This is a genomic window from Enterobacter sp. 120016 (genome assembly GCF_018383635.1).
Classification (GTDB): Bacteria; Pseudomonadota; Gammaproteobacteria; order Enterobacterales; family Enterobacteriaceae; genus Enterobacter; species Enterobacter asburiae_D.
Genome location: NZ_JAHAWC010000013.1, coordinates 67,725 through 94,406, shown reverse-complemented (window position 1 = coordinate 94,406; position 26,682 = coordinate 67,725). Strand labels below are relative to the sequence as shown.

Annotated in this window: 18 protein-coding genes and 1 pseudogene; 7 read left to right on the top strand and 12 right to left on the bottom strand. The window is 58.4% G+C overall.

Translation table 11 applies throughout. From position 1 onward, the window contains the following. Nucleotides 1–107: 107 nt before the first annotated feature. A pseudogene (locus tag KIF87_RS17435) lies at nucleotides 108–494 on the top strand (SymE family type I addiction module toxin); the annotation flags it as partial. Nucleotides 495–545: 51 nt separating this feature from the next. Here the strand turns inward: KIF87_RS17435 and KIF87_RS17430 are convergent. From KIF87_RS17430 to fdnG, 8 genes are all read right to left on the bottom strand, one after another. After that, nucleotides 546–860, bottom strand: a complete 315-nt coding sequence (locus KIF87_RS17430) for a hypothetical protein (protein WP_213329821.1) — start codon at nucleotides 858–860, stop codon at nucleotides 546–548. Then, a complete protein-coding gene (locus tag KIF87_RS17425; RefSeq protein ID WP_249665952.1) occupies nucleotides 857–9,493 on the bottom strand; it encodes a hemagglutinin repeat-containing protein in 8,637 nt (2,878 codons plus the stop codon). Before KIF87_RS17425 ends, KIF87_RS17430 begins: the two co-directional genes overlap by 4 nt. Nucleotides 9,494–9,512: 19 nt before the next feature. Beyond that, a complete protein-coding gene (locus KIF87_RS17420; RefSeq protein WP_213329819.1) occupies nucleotides 9,513–10,025 on the bottom strand; it encodes a toxin-activating lysine-acyltransferase in 513 nt (170 codons plus the stop codon). A gap of 2 nt (nucleotides 10,026–10,027) precedes the next feature. Further along, entirely contained in the window at nucleotides 10,028–11,713 is a 1,686-nt protein-coding gene (locus KIF87_RS17415; RefSeq protein ID WP_213329817.1) for a ShlB/FhaC/HecB family hemolysin secretion/activation protein, read from the bottom strand. Between the two features lie 197 nt (nucleotides 11,714–11,910). Continuing rightward, entirely contained in the window at nucleotides 11,911–12,840 is a 930-nt protein-coding gene (fdhE, locus tag KIF87_RS17410; protein WP_063144324.1) for a formate dehydrogenase accessory protein FdhE, read from the bottom strand. Then, nucleotides 12,837–13,472, bottom strand: coding sequence for a formate dehydrogenase cytochrome b556 subunit (gene fdoI / locus KIF87_RS17405; protein WP_008501832.1), 636 nt, complete (start codon nucleotides 13,470–13,472; stop codon nucleotides 12,837–12,839). The genes fdhE and fdoI overlap by 4 nt, the downstream gene beginning before the upstream one ends. Continuing rightward, on the bottom strand, nucleotides 13,469–14,371 hold the full coding sequence (fdxH, locus tag KIF87_RS17400; protein WP_010436855.1) for a formate dehydrogenase subunit beta: 903 nt from the start codon (nucleotides 14,369–14,371) through the stop codon (nucleotides 13,469–13,471). Before fdxH ends, fdoI begins: the two co-directional genes overlap by 4 nt. Nucleotides 14,372–14,383: 12 nt before the next feature. Then, nucleotides 14,384–17,434, bottom strand: coding sequence for a formate dehydrogenase-N subunit alpha (gene fdnG, locus KIF87_RS17395; RefSeq protein ID WP_213329815.1), 3,051 nt, complete (start codon nucleotides 17,432–17,434; stop codon nucleotides 14,384–14,386). Nucleotides 17,435–17,806: 372 nt separating this feature from the next. Between fdnG and fdhD the strand changes: the two genes are divergently transcribed. Beyond that, the gene (gene fdhD, locus KIF87_RS17390) at nucleotides 17,807–18,643 is read left to right on the top strand and encodes a formate dehydrogenase accessory sulfurtransferase FdhD (protein ID WP_213329813.1); all 837 of its coding nucleotides are present in this window, start codon (nucleotides 17,807–17,809) and stop codon (nucleotides 18,641–18,643) included. A 114-nt stretch (nucleotides 18,644–18,757) separates the two neighbouring features. Beyond that, a complete protein-coding gene (locus tag KIF87_RS17385) occupies nucleotides 18,758–18,970 on the top strand; it encodes a YdgH/BhsA/McbA family protein (protein WP_047345526.1) in 213 nt (70 codons plus the stop codon). A gap of 39 nt (nucleotides 18,971–19,009) precedes the next feature. On the opposite strand, the gene KIF87_RS17380 is transcribed toward KIF87_RS17385, so the two are convergent. Beyond that, nucleotides 19,010–19,333: an AzlD domain-containing protein gene (locus KIF87_RS17380; protein WP_213329811.1), complete on the bottom strand. Its 324-nt coding sequence runs from the start codon at nucleotides 19,331–19,333 to the stop codon at nucleotides 19,010–19,012. Continuing rightward, nucleotides 19,333–19,992: an AzlC family ABC transporter permease gene (locus tag KIF87_RS17375; RefSeq protein ID WP_047646952.1), complete on the bottom strand. Its 660-nt coding sequence runs from the start codon at nucleotides 19,990–19,992 to the stop codon at nucleotides 19,333–19,335. The genes KIF87_RS17380 and KIF87_RS17375 overlap by 1 nt, the downstream gene beginning before the upstream one ends. 103 nt (nucleotides 19,993–20,095) lie before the next feature. Between KIF87_RS17375 and KIF87_RS17370 the strand changes: the two genes are divergently transcribed. From KIF87_RS17370 to KIF87_RS17355, 4 genes are all read left to right on the top strand, one after another. Beyond that, nucleotides 20,096–20,644: a helix-turn-helix domain-containing protein gene (locus KIF87_RS17370; protein ID WP_033146956.1), complete on the top strand. Its 549-nt coding sequence runs from the start codon at nucleotides 20,096–20,098 to the stop codon at nucleotides 20,642–20,644. Nucleotides 20,645–20,661: 17 nt separating this feature from the next. After that, on the top strand, nucleotides 20,662–21,657 hold the full coding sequence (locus tag KIF87_RS17365) for a LacI family DNA-binding transcriptional regulator (RefSeq protein WP_213329809.1): 996 nt from the start codon (nucleotides 20,662–20,664) through the stop codon (nucleotides 21,655–21,657). A gap of 104 nt (nucleotides 21,658–21,761) precedes the next feature. Next, entirely contained in the window at nucleotides 21,762–23,885 is a 2,124-nt protein-coding gene (locus tag KIF87_RS17360) for an alpha-galactosidase (protein ID WP_213329807.1), read from the top strand. 44 nt (nucleotides 23,886–23,929) lie between these two features. Next, entirely contained in the window at nucleotides 23,930–25,207 is a 1,278-nt protein-coding gene (locus KIF87_RS17355) for an MFS transporter (protein WP_121423264.1), read from the top strand. Here KIF87_RS17355 and rhaM read toward each other — a convergent pair. Both rhaM and fucO read right to left on the bottom strand, forming a co-directional pair. Continuing rightward, nucleotides 25,195–25,509, bottom strand: a complete 315-nt coding sequence (gene rhaM / locus KIF87_RS17350; RefSeq protein ID WP_213329805.1) for an L-rhamnose mutarotase — start codon at nucleotides 25,507–25,509, stop codon at nucleotides 25,195–25,197. The genes KIF87_RS17355 and rhaM overlap by 13 nt on opposite strands. Then, nucleotides 25,506–26,654, bottom strand: a complete 1,149-nt coding sequence (gene fucO / locus KIF87_RS17345; protein ID WP_213329803.1) for a lactaldehyde reductase — start codon at nucleotides 26,652–26,654, stop codon at nucleotides 25,506–25,508. Before fucO ends, rhaM begins: the two co-directional genes overlap by 4 nt. Nucleotides 26,655–26,682 lie beyond the last annotated feature (28 nt).

Below are 26,682 nucleotides of genomic sequence, written 5' to 3'. Positions count from 1 at the left end.
AAGGCACCCTGTGCCACCAGATTATTTTCCACCTGCATCTCTTTGCTTGAATATATTCACTGAAGTTATTTAAAAGAAAACGTTACTGGTATCGTTATTATTTTCTCGAGGCGGTGCACAAAAAAGATGCCCGTCGCCTCCATGGTAAGCGGACTGATGCTGCCTCTGTGCATCCAAGAGTAGAATCGCCGGAGGAGAGTTCAGCCTGTTGTGAGCTTTATTCCCGGATGGATAAAAATTATCTTCCCCTTAACGGGAAGTGGTTGTCGAATGCAGGATTTATTGATGGCATACCTGTGAAAATCCGTGTGATGAAGGATTGCATCGTGATTACGCCACAGCACACCCGTGAGTTATGGGGATGTCTTTAAGGTATGAGTGTAGTGAATATAAATAAACAGAAAGTCGCTAACTGGTTGAAGATGTTTCCGGGAGCGCTGAATGATACTGGTGATGTGCCGGTAGACAAGCGTGGGAGCGGGCATTGTGGGTAAGACTGGCGGTTGATAAAAAGATCCCGGCTCAAGGGCCGGGATCTTTGACGGTCAAAAGAAGTCTGGATCTACCAGACCTTCCGCTTTCAGGATCTCAAGGAAGCGTTTGTAAGCTGTCTCATCCAGTTCAAGAAGATCGTCCAAAAGCTTTTCTTTTATCAATGCCCAATGATAAATACCATGCCCATTATTTTTAAAATAAACACAATCGCCTTCAATTTCCGGGTCAATAACCGTTACCTCTCTAGCTGAGTAAGCAGATAACCCACCATAATTTTTGGGCATCCCTAAAAAATTTACTTCACCATTAATGAAGTAAATTGCGTATACATCAACAACCTCGCCATCACGTTCTTTTATTTTCATCGAACTTGATCCTTTATGTTACTTATGACGTCTTGAGGATTGGGCTGAATCCTTTGTGGTGTAGTTATTTTCAGGTCATACGCCTTATCAGTTGTTGAGTTGTACTGATAATGGACAGTTACTGTTGAACCATCTGAAAGTTTTTGTTTTGCTTCCATCTTCTGGAACCCTGCAGATGCGGGGAAACGTGGATCATTATTCATTCCATCCAATGTCTTGCCAATTGTCGGATTTTCTTCAACCTGATTCCACAAAAGTTGCTCATTCAGATCCCTCGGTGCAGTAAACTGTTTTCCCGGCTTAGCCGTCGAGATCTTCTCCGCTGCACTGATTAGTATCTTGTTATCAATAACCTTTGCGGCTTTTCCAGCCAGAGCCAGTGCTCTTTCTGCCGGTATAGATGACAGCAGCGCCAGTGCGTAATCTTTCGCATCTTCCGCTGAAAGCAGCGCCATTACCGTATCTGTTCCCGGATTGTTTTCCAGGATCGCTTTGATAATGTCCGCGCTTTCCGGCAAATCACCCTGCACGATATCCTGCAATCCAGCCTGAACTTGCTCCGGCGAAAGATTATTATCCTGCGCATACTTCACCCAGGATGCGGCTGCTTGTCCGGTTTCCGTCATCCCTTTCGGCAGACTCAGCGTGTTATTCTCCACCGTCGTCTTCCCGGTCTGCGCCCCTGCAACCGCAGATGCCGTGCTGTCACCCGTCAGCCCGCCCGCGATGCCTGCGGCGAGGGTCGCCAGGGTGCTGATGGTCTGCTTTTCACTTTCGCTCAGCGCAGCAACATCCTTCCCGTACATCTCCAGCGCGAGCGTGCCCGCCAGCTCTCCGGCGGCGGCACCCGCCGCACCTGCAAGCGCGTCTTTCCCCTGCACTGCCGCCAGTACGGCACTGGCCACCGCGTGGGCCGCGGCTTTTTCCATCCCGTCGTCCAGCCCGGACCGGTGACCGATAATCTCCGCCACGTACGGTGCGGCAGCCCCGGCCAGCGCGGCGGTCATATCTCCGCCCGCCACCCCCTGAGCCGCAGCGGTGGCGGCCTGGATGGCCCGCTGGATGTCGCTGCCCGTGCCGGACTGCGCCTCCCCGTTCAGCTCGCCCTGCGTCCGGGCGATATCAGACACCTGGCTCCCGATGTCGCTGATAAGCTGCGCCTCGTCGAGCCTGCGCTGCTCTTTCTCCTTATCGAAGATAGCGTCGATGCTGCCGTTTGCATTCTCCGTGTCGCGGGAGAGGGCGGCGGTGTCCTGCGCCTGATTCGCTTTATCACGGACAATCACCGTGCCATTTTCAACCGCAGCACGCGTGGTGCCCTCCGCGCTGCCGCTGCTGTCTGCCCCGCTCAGCATGCCGTTTGCCATATTCCCGGCAAACTGTCCTGCGATACTGCCGCCGGTGCTGATGCCCGCGCTCTGGTGCTCCACGCTGTATTCGGCTGTGTTCTGGATATCCCGCCAGCCGAGCGTGCCGGTGTCGAGGCGGTTTTTCTCCGCCATGGCGGAGGAGGCGATAACCGCACCGTCCAGCTGCGTGTGGCCGCCCACCGTGACGTCAAACCCGCCGGAGCCTGCGAATATCCCGCTCTGCTCCCGCACGGAGGCAAAATCGCTGTCCATTTTGTCGCGGCTGTAGCTGATGCCGCCCGAGCCGGTCATGGTGCCGAAGCTGAAGCTGCCGCCTGCGCTGATGTTCTTCTGGCTGCTGTCGTAGCGGTCGGTGTCCTGTTCGCTGGTAATGGTCAGGTTACGCCCGATATCGGCCAGCACGCTCTCCCCGCTGACCTGCGCCCCGGTGAGATTCGTATCGCGGCCGCTGATAATCGTGAGCGTATCCCCCGCGTTAACCGTGGTTTCGGCGTGGGTGAGGGTGGTGCCGTTCTCCTTACCTTTCCCGGCATTCACGCTGGCGGAAACGTTGATGCCCGCGCCACCGGAGCCAAAGCCAATCCCGATGCCCGCGCTGCCGCCGTGGCTCTCATTTTTGCCTTCAAGCGTTGAGGTGTTTTGCGCTGATATGAGGTTCACGTCGCGGCTGGCCTGAAGTAGCAGGTCGTTTCCGGCATCTAGCTGGCTTCCCTGCACCAGCACATCCCCGTCCGTCGCCACCACCGAGAGGTTATTTCCGGCGAAGAGGCTGCTGCCTTTCGCCGTGGTCTCCTTCATGGTCTGCGTCGATGTTGAGGACTGGCTGCCGTAAGAGAGGCTGATACCGACCGTGTTGTCGTTGCCTGCCTGGTTGCCGGTGGCCTGGTCGGTGAGGACTGCCTGCGCTCCCTGTCCCGCGGTCAGCGCACCTTTGACCGCCTGCAGCGCGGCCAGACGATCGTTATCGGTCTCCCTGGCCTGCTTCAGGGTGCTCACGCTGGTGTTAAGCGCGCTGCCCGCGGTACCGGAAAGGGCGAGCGTCAGGCCGGAGGATTTCTGCTCTACGGTGTGAGTCTGTGCGTTGCTGTCCGCGGCGGCGGTGATGCTGACATTTTTCCCGGCAAGCGTCATGTCCTGTCCGGCTATCAGGTCAGAGCCGTGCACCGCCAGATCATGACCTGCGCTGAGCGAGACATTGCCGTTTACGGAACCGATGGTACTGCCGCGATGGGTCACCTCCTGCGCATTATCCGTTACCTTCAGGCTCTGGCTGCCGTAGCTGATACCGATGCCGCCCGTGCCGGAGAGGCCGGATTTTTTCTCCTGTCGCTGATGGCTCTCCTGGCCGTGCTCTTCTGCGGAGGTGACGGTCAGGTTGTTTCCGGCTGCGAGCCGGACATCGTTATCTCCGACAATATCGCTACCCTGAACCCGTAAATCATGTCCCGCCTGCAGGGTTACGCTTTCGCCGCTGAACAGGGAACCCTGCGCCGTCTCGCTATTTACTACATCGTGCGTGGTCACGGTTTTTTTCGAGAACGCGCCGCTGCTGCCGGTGGACTGATGGTGTGATTCAAATTCGCTGCTGTCGATGGCGGCGGTGATGGACATGTCGCGACCTGCGCTGACGGCAAGGCTGCTGCCCGCTTCGACGGTCGCGGCCTGAGCGCTAATGTCGCGCCCGGCCAGCATTGCGACATCGCCCCCGCCAGCCACCTCGCTACCCACCTGCTGCGTGGTGGACTGCTTCAGCCAGTTATTTTTATCCCAGGTCAGGTTATCGCTGGCGGAGGTGGTCACGGTGGTGAGGTTCAGGTCACGTCCTGCGTTAAGCACCGTCTGGCTCTCGCTGCCGCTGTTAACGACCTGCGCCCCGGTCAGATTGAGATCGCGCCCGGCGTTAAGCACAAGCTTGCCGTCGTCGCCCTGAACGTAGATGCCCGCAACACGCTCAAGGGTGGTGCGCTCAAAGCTGTTTTTCCCGGCGGTACTTTTGGCGCTACGGGTCGTGGTGGTGAGATTGATATCCCGCCCGGCGGTTGCCAGTACGGAATTGTTACCTGAAATTGTGCCGCCGATGTTGTTAATGTCCGTGCGGGCCAACAGGCTGACATCCGCACCGTGAATGGTGCCCGCGCGGTTGGTGAGGGAGTCTGCGCTAAGCTGAACCCTCTCCTTGCCGTGGATCGTGCCGCTGTTAACCAGATCGCGGTTCAGGTTCATCACCACGTTCTGACCGCCCATCAGCGCGCCAGCGCCGTCAACGTCACCCGGCTGTACGCGAACATAAACCTGCGGCACCATCACCGTCTGCCAGCTTCCGTCCGCAAGCTGGACGCGGGTGTTGACCAGCCAAACCATATCTTCCGTCAGCAGACCCATCTGCTCGGCGGTGAGCGCTACCCCCGGAACAAGCTGATGCGCCTTGCCGAAGGAAATACCGGCATCCATTAGCGCTTTGAACTGCGTTTCGTCGTCACGGTGATCGCCCAGGTAACGCTCGCCGGTAAGCGCAATCACCTGCTCCCGCACCAGCCGCTGCTCGTAATAGCCGTCGCCAAGACGCTTGTGCATATTGTCATGGTCCAGCGCGAACGCGTCCTGCATGTAGTCGCTGCCCAGCCACTCTTTATTGTTCGTGAAGCGTGGGTCGGTCTCGATCAGGTAACGGGCATCGGGTGCTGGCAGCGTGTTAAACAGGCTGTTGTCCGGCAGGCGGATGTCGGGGGCGATTGCGCGGATCACGTCGCCCTCTGCGCCGCTGGCAGGGGTTTCAATCCATTTCCCTGCCGTATTGCTGGCAGGCAACACAGGGGAAAGTTTTTCCTGTTCCGGTGACGCCGCGTCGACGTCGACGGACAAGCTCCCTGTCCCATTGAGCGTGGCATCTGTTCCGTGCGCGGTGGCGGGCGAAAGGGTCATGCCGCTGCCCTCGGTCTGGCTGTATCCTTCCATTTTCCCTGGCGACAGGGTGATAGACTGGATCACCACGGGTGGCAGATAGTCCGAGGTACTTTTTCCCTGAGAGTCGCCGCCTTTTTTGGTTTTACGGCTGTAGTGTGTGACCGAGCCTGCATCCGTTATCCATCGGCTGCCTTCCGGCATGATGTTATCTACCGAATCGGCGGAAATACCGAGCGTACCACCCGCGACAATCTGGCTTTTGTCGTTCAGCACGTGGTTCGCGCTGATGGTCATTTGCCCGCCGGAGAGGATCTTGCCCGGGTCGCTCTCTGCGATAACCTCCTCTTCGATGGTGCGGGTGTAGTTGTACTCGTAAAAGTTGTCGTTGTTGGCACCGGTATCTTCCGGCGTGTTGAGGTTCAGCAGGTCGTCGGCCGAGTTATGGTCGACAAACACGCCTTCCTCATCAGCGCTCCAGCGGTTGGGCGATCCCTTGTGCTGGTACTCGTGGATCTGCTCGGTGGAAATCAGCGCCACCTCGGTGCTGAAATGGTCGTTGACGTTATTAAGCTGGCTGACGGAGAGTGCCATGTCACCTGCGGACTCTATGGTCGCGCTGTGGTTGTTCAGCGTTTGCGCCTGTCCGGTCGCAAAGCCGTTTTCGTCCACGCGTCCACCGATGGCGAGCACGCCATCGCTGTAAATCAGCGCGTGGTCACGGTTGTTGATCGTCCCCGCCCCGATGTCCACGCGCTGGCGTCCGGCAATGGTTGCCGCCGTACCGTCCTGGGCGAGGTTATTGAGCGTTGTCGCCTGAAGTGAAAGATGGTCGCCATAAAGTCGCCCCGTTCCGACGTTGGTCAGCGTGGCAGCGTGAATCCACGTCTGGCTGCCGTCGATAAGACCGTAGTTACTGAGGGATGAGGAGACGGTCAGCCAGGTCGCTCCGGCGGCAATCTCACCGGACGCGGTATTGAGCAGGCTGGCGGCGCTGAAATTAAGTTTCTCACCTGCCAGCAGGTTACCGCTATTGGTCACGCTACCTGGCGTGGTGAATGTCATGCTGCCGTTGGCGATGACGTCGCCCGAATTGTTAAAGCTCTGCTGCGTACGAATCATCATGTCGCCGAGCGAGAGGAGCTGCCCATCGCCGGTCAGGGAATCGGCTTCAAGCGTGACGTTCTCGCCGCCAATCACGACACCGTCAGTGTTGATGAGGCGCAGAGCCGCGCCGCTCAGCGACAGCGTGCCCGCGGCGGACAGTTCGCCCTGAGCGTTATTAAGGGTATCGACGTGAGCAATCTGCAGCGTATCGCCTGAAATCACCGTTCCCTGCGCGTTATCAAGCTGCTGGCTGACGATGGCCACATCCAGCCCCTCAATCCCTTTCCCGGCGGCCTGGGTGTTCCGGTTGATCAGGCTGGCCGCGTTGAGCGTTACCGTTGCGCCGCTGCGCATCAGCCCAAGCGTATTGTCGATGACCCCCGAAACGGCGTTAACCATCAGGTTGCCGAGAGATTGTATTTGCCCCTCGTGGTTATCAAGACGTTCGAGATTTAACGCGATCGCCTGCTCGCTGACCACGCGCCCGCCTGCGCGATTATCCAGCGACGCGGCGTGCAGCGTGATATCGCTCTTTGCTCCGATCGTGCCGTTCTGGTTATTCAGGCTGGTGGTCGCCAGCTGCATTGACGCCAGGCTGTAGAGCGTGCCTTGCTGGTTATCCAGCTGATATCCGTGTGTATCCAGGAAAATGCCGTTGCCCTGCATCACTCCCTGACGGTTATCAGTATCGCTGCGCGTTGCAAGCGTTAGCACGTCCAGCGCCACCAGCGTGCCAGCGATATTGCTAAAGCGGGTGGTGTCTAACGTCGCCTGTTTCCCCGCCAGCACGACTCCCGCATCGTTTTGCACATCGGCGGCCTGGATTGACATGTTCCCCTGGCTAACGATCCCGCCGGTGGCGCCGCTTTCGCGGTTGCTGATATGCTCCACGTTCAGCGTAAGGTCACCACCGCTCTGTACCAGACCGCCACCGTCGTTATCCAGCCGCTGCGCCGTGAGCGTAAGATCGCGTTGGGCGGCGATAACCCCTCCCTGGTTGACGAGTTGCGCCGTTTCTATACGCGCACTGTCACCCGATACCAGCGTTCCCTGCGTATTCTCAAGCGTCCCGGTACGTGCATTAAGCGCTCCCGTCGCGCTGACCGTACCGTTGCGGTTATTCAGCGCGTCGGTTAAGTCCAGCGTCATGCTTTCACCTGCGCTAACCGTACCGAACCGGTTGTCAACGGAGAGCGCATCCAGATGCAGGATGGCTTCAGAGGCCAGTATGCCGTCGCGGTTATCCACGCGGGTGGCCTGAATCGCACTCTTTTGCGCACCGGCCAACATGCCGTGCTGGTTATCAATGGCGCTGGCGAGGATATCCAGCTCGCCAAAGCTGACGATGCCCCCCGTGGTGAGGGTGTCCTTATTTGAAATCGCATTGCCGTGCGTGTTGATGGACATTGCCGAACCAGACTGGATAAGGCCGAAATCATTATTCAACGCGCCGCTTTCAAGGGACAGCGTGCTGCGGGCGGCGATTTGCCCGCTGACGTTAGTTATCGACTTGATGCTGGTGAGCGCGATACGGCCCTTTTCCGCACTAATAAGCCCACCGTCGTTGAGCAACTGGTCTGCGGTCACGCTGGCACCTTCTGCGGCGGCCAGAACGCCTTCGCGGTTATCCGTCGCACCCGCGGTCTGCACTGACAGGCTACCCCCATCTGCGGCCAGGATCTGGCCTTTACGGTTATCCAGCGCGGCGGCATTGAGGGATATAGCGGCGTTGGCGGCAATGGTACCGTCGCGGTTATCAATACCATCCCGGTGGGTGAGCTCCAGCGCCTGCGTTCCGCTCTGGCTTATCTGGCCTTTCTGGTTTTGCAGCTTTTTCGCCGTGAGCATGACGCGGTCGGCAGCAAGCAGGCCGCTGCTGTTATCGAGGGTGCCGGATGTCGTGACGCTGAGTCGCTCATTCGCGACGACCTGCGCGCTGGCGGTACTGATATCCCCTTGACCGGCATTAAGCGTGATGTTTTTTGCCTGCGTCAGGCTCCCGGTAGCATCGAGACCCAACCCGGTGGCGCTTACGTTACCGCCCGCCGCGTTCAGGCCATGCATCTCAAGTTTTCCGCTGGCGTTGAGCGTCATATCGCCCTCGCTGCCTAAGGTGCCGTCTGGCTGTACGCCTGCGGCCAGCGTGCCGGTGCTGGCAATCGTGTTGCCCGTCAGGCTGATGTTGTGCTGAGCTGCGATGGAGCCGCTGTTCTGTACGGAAGCCGTGCCAGAGAGGTCAACGTCTGCGGCAGACCAGATTGCACCGCTGTTTTCGATATGACCCTCGGCTGAGAGGGTGACCATACCGGCTTCTGCGCCAATGTTGCCCGCATTACGCACCCCGACGCCTTTTTCCGTCCCGCGAAGGCGAATTTTGCCGGCGTACATGCCGCCCACCTGCGATACATCCAGCGCCAGGCTGGGTTTTGCCGTGCCGTTATCCGCGAGCGCAGTAATCTGTTCGTGAGCGGCATCCACGCTGTTGCGCCCGGTCGTGACGCGTAAATCCTGGGCATGAATGGCCGCATTTACCTGCACCGCGCGGCCAATAATATCGGTGTGGCTCTGGCCGGTAGCGTTCATTCCGTTACCGTTAATGTGAATTTCACCCTGCTCGACCCGGTAGCCCGTTATCTGACCGTTCTGCATTTGCGCCGTGCCGGTGGTGAGCGTGGCACGCCCGGCGTTGATAAATCCGCAGCCGTCGCAGCTAATGCCCGACGGACTGGCGATGACGACGTCCGCTTTTTGTCCTGCCACTTCGATAAAGCCGTTAAGGCGGCTCGGATCGCGGGCGTTAACCTCGTTGAGGATAATTTTCGCTTCGCCTTTTGCCAGCCATGGGTTGGCTGCCACCATTCCACCAAGCTGGGTGGCGGCATTTTTATGGGAGTTGTTGAGAATGACGCCATTCTGCTCAACGTCGAACTGACTGAAGGTATTGCGGGAAACGCCACCCGCTGAAGGCGTCTGGATATTGACCTGCGGCGTACCGTTGGCGGTGCTGATAATGGTTGGCTGCTGTTTATTGGGTGCCGATGCATCCGCCACAATCCCTGCGGCCTGTACCGTTATTGCCCCGCTTGCCAGCCACAGGCTGAGGCTAATCGCCCCGACGCGGCAGATAAGTCGCTGGTGGTTATGTTGTAAACCGGAAGAGGGCGCGCTGCCAGAACAGCCGCGAGCCAGCTCCGATACCACCATCAGCATGCCGCGAGCTTTGTTAAAGACGATACGGTAAAGACGTTTGTTCATGTGAAAATCCTTTTATGTGTTATCCGTGCAGCGGGTGCGTCTTTTTCCAGTTCAGCAACGCGTCGCGCGTGACCCGTTTGCCGTAAAACGTTTTGATGCGGCGTCCTTTTTCTTCACCGCGATGCCAGAGAGAACGGGCCATGTGATGCGGGAAAATCTCTTCGCGTAACAGGCGGAACATGTCTCGCCCGTGGCCAAAGGGGGCGATAAAGTCGCGAAACCACAGGCGATCGCCGTTGCACCAGTCTTCCTCTGGCAGGGTAATGGCGGCCTCGTTGAGATAGCGGCGTTCAGCCTCTTCGCTCATCCACGCCCAGCTCAAAAAAAAGACCGGGCGACCTCCCATTTCCACCAGTACGTACTGCTGGCGCTTGATGACGGGCAGAAGAACCGCGGGCAGGACGTGCAGCGGTGCATCCCGATGGTTGAATGAGTGCATCCATAACCAGACCGATGCACCCAGCGCTTCCGCTTCGTTAAGGGTTTCGGCCAGCATAAGCGGACAGTGGACCGTGAATTCGCCATACCGCATCGTCAGAGATCCATGTTCAGGTTGAAACCGAAGGTGGCCGGGCTGGTTTTGAAGCCCTCGGGGCGAGAAAACGGAACGCCCGCAAACAGGTCGAAACCGACTTTCCAGAGCGTGCCGCGTAGCCCGGCTGCACCGCCGGCCAGATGATTTCCCGTCAGGTATTCCGTTCCGCTGCCCGCCACTTCTCCGTAGTCGGCTGCCAGATAAAACTCGGTGCCCGGGAGAGGGGTCTGTATGGAGAGATCGTTGCGTACCAGCCAGCCACGATCGGCGTTCAGGGTGCGTTCGCCATCAAAGCCGCGTACGGTCCAGCGCCCGCCAATGGAGAATTGATCCTGCGAAGTCAGCGGGGTGGTGCTGGTCTGACGCTGCCAGACTATGTCGTAGCGGAAATGCTGGTCGATCAGCTCAAACGGCAGGCTCAGGCGGGCATCCGTGCGAAGAATGCGGCTCAGCGCCGTGGCTTCATCGAATACTTCTTCTGGCGCAGGCTGTGCGCCAAACCAGCGAGTACCGCGCTGATAGCTGATTCCTGCATCCAGCGTTGCCGGGCCGATATAGTGACGGTGCGAAAGCCCCGCTTTCCAGGAGGAAACGTGGCGACGCTGCACCTCGATTTCAGTGTCGCTGATGTAATTTCGCGTTGTCCGGCTCTCGACGTCCCACGTGAATGATGTTTTTTGCGCGCTGTTGCGGTGCAGTACCCGGCTGAGCTGGGCAACCACGCTTTGGCTCTTGCCGCTGTAGCGGTAATCACCGCTCAACCCGGCGACCGTCTGGTGATAGTGGTAGTCGCTGCCGGTCAGGGAAAACCCCCACCAGCCAACCGGAACGGACCAGTGGGCGCTGAGGTTTTGGTTGCCTTTCTCCGGTCCGGTTTGCAGATCATGGTTAATGGAAAACCAGAAGAGATCGCTCAACGCCAGCGGGTTGTCCAGTGAGAGGGTCACTCCCCCCTGATAGCGTCCGGTTGATGACGAGCCGGAGTCGTCAAGCGACAGGCCAAGCCGCCAGAATTTGCGCTGCTGGCGGGAAATGACAATATCGCTCTCGCCGGGCTGTGCGGCAGGAACAATCTCCATTTCCACCTGAACGGTGGGTAAACGCTGAAGGTTCTCAAGCCCTTGTTCAATGTCCCGCAAATCGAGCAGATTGCCCTCATGCGCCGGGAAGGCGCCGTATAGCCAAATCCAGGAGCTGCTCTCACCGGTTAAGGTGACGTGACGAATTTTTCCCGGTATCACAGCCAGCTTTAAGTGGCCGCTTTTTATATCCTGAGCGGGAGCCAGCACGCGTGCTGTCGTCCAGCCATGGGAAATCAGCCGGTTCTGAAGCGTGCTCATCAGATAATTAATCCCTTTTGCGCCGAGGCATCTCCCAGCCGCCCGATCCGCGAGGCGTTGCAGCGGCAGCCAGTGTGGCAATGCTTCTTGTCCCGAGAGCGTGACGTCGTGAATAACAAAGCAGGGCGTTTCGGCAGGAAAGGCCGTGGTGATGGTTTTTTCGGCGGGGGGTTGCAGGCGAATATCCGGCGCCTGCGGCGTCAACTGGGCTTCCAGTGCTTGCTGACGCTGCTGCTGAAGGATAAATTGCTCATCTGCCGGTGCGGCGATAGCCGTCGCTGAAAGGCTGAGAATAGCGCAGATGAAAAAGACGGCGCTTTCCGTCGTTAATCGTTGAAATTCCATTTCAACATTTTCCCTTACAAAAAGTAATGTTTTCTTGCGAGGGATAGTGACGAAGTAAGAGAGAGTTTTCTACGCGTAGCGGCTAAATAAAATCCTAAAATTTAGCGTTGTGACAGGCACTTGAGAAGTGTGAAAGCGGACAAAAAGAGAAATTACAGGCCGGGCAAGCTCGCGCCGCCCGGCACTGTCACAGAGGATTACTCCCCTTCACCCGGGAACAGGAACGGGTTGATCGAGCTGCGGGCAAAGCCCTCCTGCTCCATCTTCGCGTCCAGAATCAGCGAGGCGAGATCGTCGGCCACCGCTTCGACTTTCGGGTCTTTTTCCTGATACAGAATCTTCAGGTAGGTCCCGCAGTCGCCGCAGCTTTCCGCTTTCACCGCCGCTTCTTCATTTTCCAGCGACCAGTAGTTCAGATCGCGGGTCTGTTCGCAGTTGCTGCACTTGATGCGCACCACGTGCCACTCGGTTTCACACAGGTTGCAGTGCAGGTAGCGCAGCCCCTGAGTGGTGCCGATTTGCACCATGCTCGATACCGGCATGGAGCCACAGACCGGGCAGAACTGGCGCGCCTCGCCGTATTCGGCGCGGGCTTTGCCCGGGATCAGGCTGGCCATTTGCGCCCAGTAGAGCGACAGCGCGGCCCAGATAAACGGGGCTTTATCGCTGCTGACCAGAGAGAAGTCAGAGGCAAACAGCGCGCTCGCCATCTCTTCCAGCTCCAGGTCAGAGGCTTTTTCCAGATTCTCAATGACCGCCAGCGCGGTGCCGCTCATCTCCGGCTTCAGCTCGGCAATCAGCGAATGCAGCAGCTTTTGCCAGTGTTTGTCGCGCGGCAGGACGTGAATGTCCAGCGGCGGCTTGCCCTGCTCGCTGGCTTCTTTGATGCGCGCGGTCAGGTCAATTTGCAGCGGGTGGTCGTACAGCACCACTTCCTGCGCGTGGGCAACCAGCGCGGCAAAGCGCAGAAAATCACCCAGCGGGTTGTTCTCTGCCAGCTCGCGCAGACGCTCTGCGCGGCGGTTGTAGAGGTTCTTGAGTCTGGGGAATAACAACGGCGGAATATAATCCGCCGTGCGTTTCTCGCTCGACCCCAGCTCATCTTGCGGGATTATGCGAATACTCATTCAGATGACTTTTCCTGTTTCTGGCGGACCTCTCGGTACCAGCGCGGGTGATGTTTCTTCGCCCACGTACTGGTTACCCATCCTTCCACCATCGCGGTAATGGTGCCTTTCACCCAGAGGGCGGCGTAGATATGCACCATGATAACCACAATTAACGCCACTGCGGCAAATGAATGCAGCATCAGCGCGAATCGGATCACCGGGATTGAGAAAGCAGGCGCAAAGTACGGACGCCAGATGATCACGCCGCTTACCAGCAACAGGACCAGGAAGATAATCGCCGCCCAGAATACGCATTTCTGGCCGAAGTTATAACGCCCGGTATCACCCACTTCCTCGTTGACGACGATCTTACGAATATTCTTCGCCCAAAAGATATCATCCCGATTGATTAGGTTATGGTGCCAGTAGCGGAAAAACATGATGATAAACGACGCGAACATGATGACGCCCACAAACGGGTGCAGAATACGCGCCAGCTGTGGTGTCCCCATGATCTGCATCAGCCAGTTGAAGGACGGGAAGAAGAATCCCAGCCCGCTTATCGCCGCCAGCATGAAGCAGAAGGCGGTGACCCAGTGGTTGATGCGTTCCGGCGCGGTGTAGCGCACGATGGTGTCACGTTTTCTCATTTGCGCACCTCGTCTTTCTCTTCATGCAGGTTGTCGTCTTCCTCTTCCGCGCGGTTCGGACCAACGCCGACGTAGTGGAAGATGCTCGCTGCGAAGGTGGCAGCAAAACCGACCGCTGCCAGCGGTTTCCAGATGCCTTTCCAGAACTTCACGGTGGCGCTGATTTCCGGGTTCTCCGGCAGGCCGTGGTACAGATTCGGCTTGTCGGCGTGGTGCAGCACGTACATCACGTGCGTACCGCCAACCCCGGCTGGATCGTACAGGCCCGCGTTGTCGTAACCGCGGGTTTTCAGCTCGCCCACGCGCTCTGCCGCCAGCGTTTTCATATCCTCTTTGGAGCCAAAGTGGATAGCGCCGGTTGGGCAGGTCTTCACGCACGCTGGCTCCTGGCCGACGGTGACGCGGTCAACGCACAGCGTGCATTTGTAGACGCGGTTGTCTTCCGGGTTCAGGCGCGGAACGTCGAACGGGCAGCCCGCGATGCAGTAGCCGCAGCCGATGCACTGTTCGGACTGGAAGTCGACGATGCCGTTGGCATACTGAATGATAGCCCCTTCTGACGGACATGCCTTCAGGCAGCCCGGATCCGCACAGTGCATACAGCCATCTTTGCGGATAAGCCATTCCAGTTTGTCGTTCTGCTCCACTTCCGAGAAACGCATCACCGTCCAGGACTTGGCGGTCAGGTCCGCCGGGTTGTCATATACCCCGACGTTGTGACCCACTTCGTCACGCAGATCGTTCCACTCTGAACACGCCACCTGACAGGCTTTACAGCCGATACAGGTGGTCACGTCGATAAGCTTCGCCACTTCCTGCTGGTGGTCCCGCGCCTGAGGCGCGGGCGTGAAACTGTTTGTCGCGGAACGACGGATAATGTCTTGAGATTGATAAGCCATAAGTCGTCTCCGTTACACCTTTTCCACGTTCACGAGGAAGGCCTTAAACTCCGGCGTCTGCGTGTTCGCATCGCCGACGAACGGCGTCAGGGTGTTCGCAATGAACCCTTTCTTCGCCACACCCTCATAGCCCCAGTGGATCGGGATACCGATGGTGTCCACCTCCTGACCGTGAACGTTCAGCGTGCGGATACGCTTGGTCACCACCGCCTTGGCTTTAATATAGCCGCGGTTAGAGGAGACCTTCACGGTATCGCCATGGGCGATGCCGAGCTTGCCCGCCAGCTTCTCGCCGATCTCCACAAACTGTTCCGGCTGCGCGATGGCGTTAAGCAGCGCGTGCTTGGTCCAGTAGTGGAAGTGCTCGGTCAGACGGTAGGTGGTGCCCACGTACGGGAACTTGTCCTTTTTACCCAGCGCTTCGAAATCGCCCTTAAAGATACGGGCTGCCGGGTTAGAGACCACGTTCGGGTGCAGCGGGTTGGTGCCCAGCGGCGTCTCAAACGGCTCGTAGTGTTCCGGGAACGGACCTTCCGCCATCTTATCGATAGCAAACAGGCGTCCCATCCCTTCAGGCTGCATGATAAACGGCCCAACGTCGCTGCCCGGTGCGGCAGTGCTGTAGTCCGGAATATCCACGCCGCCCCATTTCGCGCCGTCCCACTTCAGAAGCTGACGCTTCGGATCCCACGGGTTGCCCTGCGGGTCAGCGGATGCGCGGTTATAGAGGATGCGGCGGTTGAGCGGCCACGCCCATGCCCAGCCCAGCGTATTGCCGAGACCCGACGGGTCGGCGTTATCGCGGTTGGCCATCTGGTTGCCCTTCGGCGTCCAGCTACCGGCAAAGATCCAGCAGCCGCTGGAGGTCGTGCCGTCATCGCGCAGGTGTGCGAAGGTGCTGAGCTGATCGCCTTTCTTCGCCAGCACGGTACCGGTGGCCGGGTCGATAACGTCCGCCAGCGCCTTACCGTTGCTCTCCATCGCCACTTCTTCCGGCGCAGGGTTTTCCGGCGTCGAGTAGTTCCAGCTCATGTTCAGCAACGGTTCCGGGTTCGCGCCGCCTTCTGCCGCATACATCTTACGCAGGCGTAAGAAGATGCCGGCCAGGATCTCGCCGTCGTTCATGGCGATGCCCGGGGCGTCCGCGCCTTTCCAGTGCCACTGCAGCCAGCGTCCGGAGTTGACGATAGAACCGTTCTCTTCCGCGAAGCAGGTAGACGGCAGACGGAACACTTCGGTCTGAATCTTCGATGGATCGACGTCGTTCGATTCACCGTGGTTCTGCCAGAAGGTTGAGGTTTCGGTATTGAGCGGGTCAATCGTCACCAGGAACTTCAGCTTCGACAGAGACTCAACAACCTTGTTCTTGTTCGGGAACGAGGCAACCGGGTTAAAGCCCTGGCACAGATAGCCGTTCACTTTGCCCTGGTGCATCATCTCGAAATACTGCAGAACGTCGTAGCCTTTGTCCCACTTTGGCAGCCAGTCAAAGCCCCAGCTGTTTTCCGCCGTCGCTTTGTCGCCGAAGAAGGCTTTCATCATTGAGACGAAGAACTTCGGATAGTTGCCCCAGTAGTTTACCTGGCCTTCGAGCAGCGGTTTAGGCGTGCTGGCCGTCAGGTAGGTTTGCAGATCGGTCTGTTTCTCGCTTGGCAGGTTCATGTAACCCGGCAGGCTTTGAGACAGCAGGCCGAGGTCGGTCAGACCCTGAATGTTGGAGTGACCGCGCAGGGCGTTCACGCCGCCGCCTGCCATCCCCATGTTGCCGAGCAGGAGCTGAACCATCGCCATGGTACGGATGTTCTGCGCACCGATGGAGTGCTGCGTCCAGCCGAGGGCGTACAGGAACGATGCGGTTTTGTCCTTCGCGCTGGTTTCGGCGATCAGCTCGCACACCTTCAGGAAGTCCGCCTTCGGCGTACCGCAGATGTTTTCGACCACCTCCGGCGTGTAGCGGGATACGTGCTCTTTCAGCAGGTTCCACACGCAGCGCGGGTGTTGCAGGGTGGTATCGCGCTTCGCAAAGCCTTTTTCATCCAGCTCGTAGTTCCAGCTGGTTTTGTCGTATTTGCGTTTTTCGGCGTCGTAACCGCTGAACAGGCCATCTTCGAAGTGGTAATCCTCACGCACGATCAGGCTGGCGTTGGTATAGGCTTCGGTGTATTCGCGGTTATATTTTTCGTTGGTCATCAGGTACAGCAATACGCCTGACAGGAAAGTGATGTCAGTACCTGAACGAATTGGGGTGTAGAAATCCGCCACTGACGCAGTACGCGTAAAGCGGGGATCGATCACAATCAGTTTCGCACCGTTGTGGATTTTGGCTTCCATCGCCCAGCGGAACCCGACAGGGTGCGCTTCAGCGGCGTTACCGCCCATCACCACAATGAGGTTGGCGTTCTTGATGTCGACCCAGTGGTTGGTCATCGCACCGCGACCAAATGTTGGAGCAAGACTTGCTACCGTTGGTCCGTGTCAGACACGCGCCTGGTTGTCGACCGCGAGCATACCGAGTGCGCGCGTGAATTTCTGGGTTAAATAACCGGTTTCGTTGCTGGAAGCAGAGGCACACAGCATCCCGGTGGAGAGCCAGCGGTTGACCGTAACGCCGTCGGCGTTCTTCTCAACAAAGTTGGCATCGCGGTCTTCTTTAATGTGTTTTGCGATGCGGTCGAACGCCTCTTCCCAGCTGATTTGCTGCCATTTGTCGGAGCCTGGCGCGCGATATTCAGGGAATTTGAGGCGGCTTTCGGAGTGGATAAAGTCCACCAGACCGGCCCCTTTCGGGCACAATGCGCCGCGGTTGACCGGATGATCCGGGTCGCCTTCGATATGGAAAATAGACGCTTTGGCGTTTTTAGCACCGTCGCCGAGGCTATACATCAACAGCCCGCAACCGACAGAGCAGTACGTACAGGTATTACGGGTTTCACGGGTGCGCAGCAGTTTATACTGCCGCGTTTCCGCCAGCGCTACGCCGGGCGCAAAGCCCAGTGCCGCTGCCGTGGTGCCTGCCATACCGCCAGCGCAGATCTTAAAGAACTGCCTTCTGCTGACCTGCATGGGTCACTCCTTGTTTCGACATTGCTTACATATGTAGTTTTGACTTCGCGGCTGAAGAATGACCGCAAAGGAAAAAAATTTGCGTTAATCCCTCAATTCCACGAGGGATATCATCAGAATACCACAATGTCGGTACAGCTGTTCTAATGGCGTTAATACAAAGTGAACGTATTATCACCATGTTGATTATAAAGTGTGATATCGATCACATTAACAGCTCCGCTTGTTAAAGGGGTGTAGCGGGTGTCGGGTTGCACCCCTTCTAAATGAGTAGGAGAATGATTGTTGAAAAGTTGATCCATACTATGCGTACAGCCTGTGGATTATGCTGCAATAGCAGGCTCACCTCCGTGGTTGTTCAGGAATACCGCTGTGTCTAAACAAAACCGTGCTCCCCACTCGTCACCACTGCCTGCGGGCATTGTGGAACTGTCGGTACACAGACCGCCCCACATCACCCATGCCACGCCGGATTTTCTGGCGGAAGAAGTGCCCGTTGCGCTCGTTTACAACGGTATCTCCCACGTGGTGATGATGGCTTCGCCGAAGGATCTTGAGCTGTTCGCCATCGGTTTTTCCCTCTCGGAAGGCATCATCGACCATCCGCAGGAGATCTACGGCATGGACGTGGTGCAGGCTTGCAACGGCCTTGAAGTGCAAATCGAACTCTCCAGCCGCCGCTTTATGGGGCTGAAAGAGCGCCGCCGCGCGCTGGCCGGGCGTACCGGCTGCGGCGTCTGTGGCGTTGAGCAGCTCAATGATATTGGCAAACCCGTTGCGCCACTGCCGTTTACTCAGACCTTTGATCTGGCTCACCTCGACCATGCGCTCGAGCATTTGAACGATGTACAGCCCATCGGCCAGCTGAGCGGCTGCACGCACGCGGCGGCATGGGTGTTGCCGTCGGGGGATATTGCCGGGGGGCATGAGGACGTTGGTCGCCACGTGGCCCTGGATAAGCTGCTTGGTCGCCGGGCGCGTGAAAGTGACGTCTGGAAGCAGGGGGCGGCACTCGTTTCCAGCCGCGCCAGCTATGAGATGGTGCAAAAATCCGCGGTGTGCGGTGTGGAAATTCTGTTTGCGGTCTCAGCCGCAACGACGCTGGCGGTGGAGGTGGCGGCGCGCTGCAACCTGACGCTGGTGGGCTTCTGCAAGCCGGGAAGGGCGACCGTTTATACCCATCCACAGCGATTAATTTTTAGTCAATAATTTTGAATGATAATAGCAAATCCTTCCGCTTTTAGTTGTTCATGATGAGGTCTAGTATTTATCTCATCAAGGCACGGTGCCTTACCTAAACAACTTAATGAAAGGGTTTATATCATGAAAAGCATCAAAACTTTTGTCGCTGTAATCGCTCTGGCTGCTTCTTTCGGTTCTTTCGCTGCTCAGACCGTGACCGCAACCGCGTCGACCATTGACGGCGCAGAAGCGAAAATCGCGGCTCAGGCTCAGGAAGCCGGCGCGTCATCTTACAAAATTACCCAGGCGTTCTCAGGTAACCGCGTACACATGACTGCTGAACTGACTAAATAAGCCGTCCCACCGTCGAAAGAGCGCCCTCGGGGCGCTTTTTTAGCTTATGCCCGCCACGCGCAGCAGCGCGGTTACCACTGCCGCCGCTACGATCACCACAATTAACGGCATCTTCCGCCAGGCCAGAAACACCGCGAACGCCACGCCCAGCACGCGCGCCATGCCGGCAAAGTGGTCACCTTCATAAAACGTGGTCGCCAGCGCCACGGAAAACAGCAATACCGTTGCCGCATCTGACAGCAGCGCCTGCGAACGCTCTGACAATGCCAGCCTGCTGCCCAGTTTCGCCCCGCCAAGACGCATCAGATACGTTCCCGCAGACAAAAGGGCGATGCCGAGAATAAAAAACGTCATATTTCCCATTATTTTTTCCTCGCAGCGAGACCCAGTAAAGAGAGCAGCACCGGTAATCCCACCGGGGCAAACGGTACGGCGGCCAGCGACACAACGGCACCGCTGCAGGCGCGGATGAGCGTGGTTCGGTTTTTAAACGCGGGAACCACCAGCGCCAGTAATATGGCCGGGAATACCGCATCCAGGCCAATGGTTTCCGGATCCGGCAGCAGTTTGCCGACCATGGCACCCAGCAGGGCCCCCAGCGGCCAGACAATCGCCACGCCTAAACCACATAACCAGTACGCCGCTTTGCGCTGTTCGGGCGTTTTTTGCGACAGGCCAAAGACCACGCTTTCGTCGTTCATGATGTGGCAGCCCAAAAGGCTCAGGCCACGTTTGCCAACCAGTTCACGTACCGTCACGCCAAACGGCACGTGCCGCGCGTTGACCAGCAACCCCGCGGCCGCGGCCGCCAGCGGATTACCGCCGCTTGCCACAATGCCGATAAACATGAACTCAGACGCGCCCGCGAGTACGGTGATGGAGAGTACAAACGGTACCCAGACCGGGAAACCGTAGGCCATCGCCAGGGAGCCGTATGACATCCCGACCACGCCGACCGCGAGGCAGACCAGGATGATTGCTTTTATGGTGTCGCCTTTCAGGCAAGAGAGATGATGCTTCATACATTTTTAGCCATATCGAACGTGTATCCATTATAATGAACGCAACAGAGGTGTTTTTCAAGATGAACGATTCGTTCGATTTATAGAACAAAAGGGCCGTTTTATGACGCAGCCAATCAGCGTAATCGCCAAAAGCCTGGTGCGAGAACGCCTGCGAACCGGACTTTCACTGGCGGAAATCGCTCGCCGCGCCGGGATCGCCAAATCCACGCTTTCTCAGCTTGAGTCCGGCAACGGTAACCCGAGCCTGGAAACGCTGTGGTCGCTTTGCGTGGCGCTGGATATCCCCTTCGCTCGCCTGCTCGAACCACAGCAGCCTACCACTCAGGTGATCCGTCGCGGTGAAGGGACGAAGGTCGTTGCCGGACAGGCCAACTACGAGGCGATACTGCTGGCGGCATGTCCGCCTGGCGCGCGACGCGACGTATACCTCCTGCTTACCCAGCCGGGCGCAGACCGCATTTCCCAGCCGCATCCGCCGGGGTCCGTTGAACATATTATTGTGACGCAGGGGCGCGCGTTAGTCGGCCTGATCGACGCGGCGGAAGAGCTCGGCCCGGGAGATTACATCTGTTATCCCGCCGATCTGCCGCATATCTTTAAGGCGCTGGAGCCGGATACGCACGCGCTGCTGGTGGCGGAACAAAACTAACAGAGATACGGAAACTCATGTCGCTTAAAGCCATTGCCAAAGAACTGGGGCTGTCAGTCACCACCGTCAGCCGCGCCCTCAACGGATATGACGACGTCTCCGCCGAGACGCGCGCACGCGTGGAAGCAGAGGCCCAGCGCCGTGGTTACCGACCGAACACCTTCGCCCGCCGCCTGAAGATGGGCAAAATTGACGCCGTCGGGCTGGTGTTTCCCGTACACCCTGTTCCGCTCAATAACAGCGTATTTATGGACATGGTCGGCGAAATTAGCCACGAACTGGCGCGACATGAGATCGACCTATTGCTTATCGCCGACGACGATCTGGCGGATAAGCACAGCTATATGCGCATGGTGCAAAGCCGCCGCGTCGACGCGCTGATCGTGGCGCACACGCTGGATCACGATCCCCGTCTTGAGCAGCTGCAGGCCGCCGGTTTTCCTTTCCTGGCGCTCGGGCGCAGCCACCTTCCGCAGCCGTACGCGTGGTTTGACTTCGACAACTACGCCGGTACGCATCAGGCTACCCGCTGGCTGATCGAGAAAGGCCATCAGCGTATCGCGCTACTTGGCGAAAGCAACAATCAGGCGTTTATCACCCAGCGCCGTCAGGGCTATCTGGACGCCCTGCGGGAAGCCGGGCTTTCCAGCGAATGGCTGCGCGCCATGCCGCCTTCGCGCCGCGTCGGGTATGCCACCACGAGAGAACTCCTTGCCCTGCCGCAGCCGCCCACGGCCATCATCACCGACTGCAACACCCACGGCGACGGCGCGGCGATGGCGCTGGCACAGCTGGGGCGTTTATCCGGCGACAACGCCGTCGCGCTGGTGGTCTATGACGGACTGCCGCAGGACAGCATCGTCGATATCGACGTGGCGTCGGTGATCCAGTCCACCCGCCAGGGAGTCGGGAAACAGATTGCTGATATGGTGCGCCAGCTGATTAACGGCGACGATATTGAACAGCTTCAGGTGCTCTGGCAGCCAGAATTCTCTCCGGGCCAGACGGCCTAAACCCACAAAAATTCCTAACCCGATCACAGATCCGAAACGTTTTGGTTTGTATCCGAAACGTTTCGGATCAACACTCAGATCATCCCGATGACAGGAGATGTCTGATGCAAGATTCCGTTTTACGTCTCGAAACCACGACGGTAGACGTGGTGATTAAAACCCATCCGTTCGCCGAAATTCTCTACTGGGGGCCGCACCTTCAGCACTTTTCGCCGCAGGATGCGCTGAGCATTGCGCGCCCTGTTGCCAACGGCAGGCTGGACGTTGACTCCCCGGTCACGCTGATGGCCGAGCTGGGACACGGCCTGTTTGGCTCGCCGGGCATTGAGGGACATCGCCAGGGGCTGGACGGTTCCCCGGTGTTCAAAACCACGCAGGTGCAGCAGGACGTAAACACCCTGACGATAACCGCCGAAGATGAGCATGCGGGACTGCGCCTGACCAGCGAGCTGGCGCTGGATGCCAGCGGCGTGCTGGTGGTTCGTCACGGTTTAACGAACCTGAAAGCGATCCCCTGGCAGGTGGACCGTTTCGCCGTCACGCTGCCGGTGGCCGAGCGTGCGCAGGAAGTGATGGCCTTCCACGGACGATGGATCAGAGAATTTCAGCCGCACCGCGTAAAGCTTGAACACGACAGCTTCGTGATTGAAAACCGTCGGGGTAAAACCTCCCACGAGCACTTCCCGGCGCTGATTGCCGGTACGCCGTCGTTCAGCGAAATGCAGGGCGACGTCTGGGGCGTGCATCTGGGCTGGAGCGGTAATCACCGCCTGCGCGCGGAAGCGAAAACCGACGGTCGTCGCTATCTGCAGGCCGAAGCGCTCTACCTGCCGGGTGAAATGGCGGTTGAGGAGGGCGATACGCTCTGGACGCCGCGCCTGTATGCCAGCTACTCCACGCAGGGCCTGAACGGCATGAGCCAGCCGTTCCACCGCTACCTGCGCGACAACATCATCCGCTTCCCGGAAAACAAACCGCGCCCGGTGCACCTCAATACCTGGGAAGGGATCTACTTCAACCACGATCCGGACTACATCATGCGCATGGCCGACGAGGCCGCGGCGCTTGGGGTGGAACGCTTTATTATCGACGACGGCTGGTTCAAAGGCCGTAATGACGACCATGCCGCGCTGGGCGACTGGTATCTGGACGAGAAGAAATACCCGAACGGCCTGACGCCGGTGATCGACCACGTCAAACGGCTCGGCATGGAGTTTGGCATCTGGGTTGAGCCAGAGATGATCAACCCGGATTCCGATTTGTACCGTGCGCACCCTGACTGGGTGCTGGCGCTGCCGGGCTATCCCCAGGCGACCGGACGACACCAGCTGGTGCTCAATCTCAACATCCCGGAGGCCTTTGACTACCTCGTGGAGCGCATCAGCTGGCTGCTGGGCGAGCATGCGGTCGACTACGTGAAGTGGGACATGAACCGCGAGCTGGTGCAGCCGGGACACAACGGTAAAGCCGCCGCCGACGCCCAGACCCGCCAGTTTTACCGCCTGCTGGACATGCTGGGCGAGCGCTTCCCGCACATTGAGTTTGAATCGTGCTCATCCGGCGGCGGACGCATTGATTATGACGTACTGACCCGCAGCCACCGCTTCTGGGCGTCCGACAACAACGACGCGCTGGAGCGCAGCTCCATCCAGCGCGGCATGAGCTACTTCTTCCCGCCGGAGGTGATGGGCGCGCATATCGGTCATCATAAATGTCACGCCACCTTCCGCCAGCACAGCATCCAGTTCCGTGGTCTGACGGCGCTGTTCGGCCATATGGGGCTGGAACTGGATCCGCTCACCGTGGACGCACAGGAGCGCGAAGGCTATCGCCATTACGCCGCGCTGCACAAGCAGTGGCGGGAGGTCATTCACCACGGTACCCAGTGGCGTATTGATATGCCGGATGCCACCACGCTGGCGCAGGGGATTGTGAGCGAAGATAAGACGCAGGGGCTGTTTATGGTCAGCCAGCTCGCGATGCCGGACTACACCCTGATGATGCCGCTGCGCATGGCGGGGCTGGAGGCCAGTGCGCGGTACCGCGTCACGCTGCTCGATCACCCGAATATACAGATTACGGGCAAGGGAGGGCACACCATGCGTAAGCTGCCAGAGTGGATGGAAACGCCGCAAACGGTGAGCGGCGAGTGGCTGATGCAGGCGGGCATTGCGCTGCCGATTCTGGATCCGGAAACCGCCATTCTGATTGGCGTCGAACGCGTGTAAGGGTGACGGGCCGGGGAACTGGCCCTCCGTTGAGGATAAAAATAATGAACACAACAACCTGTACCCACAAAGACAACCCTAACTTCTGGATCTTCGGGCTGTTCTTCTTTCTCTACTTCTTCATCATGGCCACCTGCTTTCCGTTCCTGCCGATTTGGCTGTCGGACATCATCGGCCTGAATAAAACCCATACCGGGATTGTCTTCTCCTGCATCTCGCTGTCGGCCATCGCCTTCCAGCCGCTACTGGGCGTCATTTCGGACAAGCTGGGGCTGAAAAAACACCTGCTGTGGATCATCGCGGTGCTGCTGTTTCTGTTCGCACCGTTCTTCCTGTACGTCTTCGCGCCGCTGCTGAAAGCCAATATCTGGCTGGGCGCGCTGAGCGGCGGGCTGTATATCGGCTTTGTCTTCTCGGCCGGATCGGGGGCCATTGAGGCCTACATTGAACGCGTGAGCCGCAACAGCTTCTTTGAATACGGCAAGGCGCGGATGTTTGGCTGTCTCGGCTGGGGCTTGTGCGCCTCAACGGGCGGCATCCTGTTCGGCATCGATCCATCGTATGTTTTCTGGATGGGATCGGGAGCGGCATTGCTGCTGATGCTCCTGCTGGTGGTCGCGAAGCCGAAGCCCAACCAGACGGCGCAGGTCATGGATGCCCTGGGCGCGAACCAGCCGCAAATCACCGCAAAAACCGTGTTCAACCTGTTCCGCCAGCGCAGAATGTGGATGTTTATCCTCTACGTGATTGGCGTGGCCTGCGTGTATGACGTTTTCGATCAGCAGTTTGCCACCTTCTTCAAAACCTTCTTCGCCACGCCGCAGGAAGGCACCCGCGCCTTTGGTTTCGCAACGACTGCGGGGGAGATTTGTAACGCTATCATCATGTTCTGCTCGCCGTGGATCATTAACCGCATCGGCGCGAAGAACACGCTGCTGATCGCCGGGGTGATTATGGCGACGCGCATTATCGGCTCGTCGTTCGCCACCACCGCCGTGGAGGTGATTGCCCTCAAGATGCTGCACGCGCTGGAAGTCCCGTTCCTGCTGGTGGGCGCCTTCAAGTACATCACCGGGGTGTTTGATACCCGGCTGTCGGCCACCATTTACCTGATCGGCTTCCAGTTCGCCAAACAGTCGGCGGCGATTATTCTCTCCGCTTTTGCCGGGAATATGTATGACCGGATCGGCTTCCAGGAGACGTATCTGATGCTGGGCTGTTTCGTGCTGGCGATTACGGTGGTGTCGGCGTTTACGCTGAGCAGCAGGCGGGAGATTGCCGCCGCCGCGGGGGCAGCGGCGTTAACACATCAGTCCAGGTAAAAGACCTCTTTAAGCTCCGCACTCACCGGGCTGTTATCCGGGTTCGACGGCATGACGTCGCCCATATATTTCCACCAGCGCTGGCAGACGTCGGTATTCGCTACCGCGCTCCAGCGCTCCTCCGATTCAATCTCTACGGTCGCAAACAGCAGGTTGCGGGCTTTATCGAGATAAATGGCGTAGTGGTGTGCGCCATGGTCTTTCAACACCGATTCAAGCTCGGGCCAAATCGGGTTGTGGCGACGCGCGTACTCCTCGTGCGCGTCCGGGTTTACCTGCATCACAAACGCTTTGCGGATCATAAAGCCTCCAGGTACAGCTCACGGACCTCATCGCGGCTGGCGGTGCGCGGATTGCACGGCGCACACGGATCGGCGAGGGCTTTATCCAGCCAGCCTTCAATATCGGCTTTGGTTACGCCGAGCTGGCTGAAGCCCGCAGGGATACCGACGCGAGCGCTCAGGTCGCGAATCGCCTGAATGGCGGACATGCTGGCGGCTTCATCGCTCATGCCGCGCGTATCGACGCCCATCGCCTGCGCCACGCGGGCGAAGCGGACGACTGCGTTCGGGCGGTTAAAGTTTTCGATGACCGGCAGCAGGATGGCGTTGCACACGCCGTGCGGCAGGTTGTGGGTCGCGCCCGGCTGGTGCGCCAGAGCATGCACAAGGCCGAGACCCGCACTGTTAAACGCCATGCCCGCCAGATACTGACCAAACGCCATCTGCTCGCGTGCCTCAAGGTTATGGCCGTTGTCGACTGCTTCCGGCAGCCACAGGTTGATCAGGCGAATCGCTTCCAGCGCGTTGGCGTCGGTCAGCGGGTGCGCGCCGACGGAGACGTAGGCTTCAATGGCGTGGGTCAAGGCATCCATACCGGTTGCGGCGGTCACGGAGGCGGGAATATCGAGCATCACGCTGGCATCGTCCACGGCGATGTCCGGGATAATGTTCGGGTCAATAATCACCTCTTTCACCTGACGCGCGGAGTCGATGATCACCGCATTGCTGGTCATCTCCGCCGCCGTGCCTGCGGTGGTGTTGATCGCCACCAGCGGCACGCCCGCATTTTTCACCTTGCCGACGCCGGAATAATCGGTTGACGGGCCGGGGTTGGCGGTGAGGATTTTAATCGCCTTGGCGGTATCAATCGGGCTGCCGCCGCCGAAGGCAATCACGTAATCACACTCCGCGTCCCGGTAAGCCGAAAATCCTTTTTGCACTAGCGCTTCCGTCGGGTTCGGGAACACCTCGTCGAACAGGTGATAGGACATCTGATGGGCGTCCAGAGAGGTAAACAGGCTGTCGAGCAGGCCCAGCTTTACCAGCTGGCCGTCGGTAACAATCAGCGCTTTTCCCCACTGCTTGTTCGCTACCAGGTTGACCATATCGCCGATTGCGCCCGCGCCGTGAAGGCTGATTTTTGGAAGTGCCAACATAAAGCTCATGATAATTTTCCTTAACGATCAACGTTTT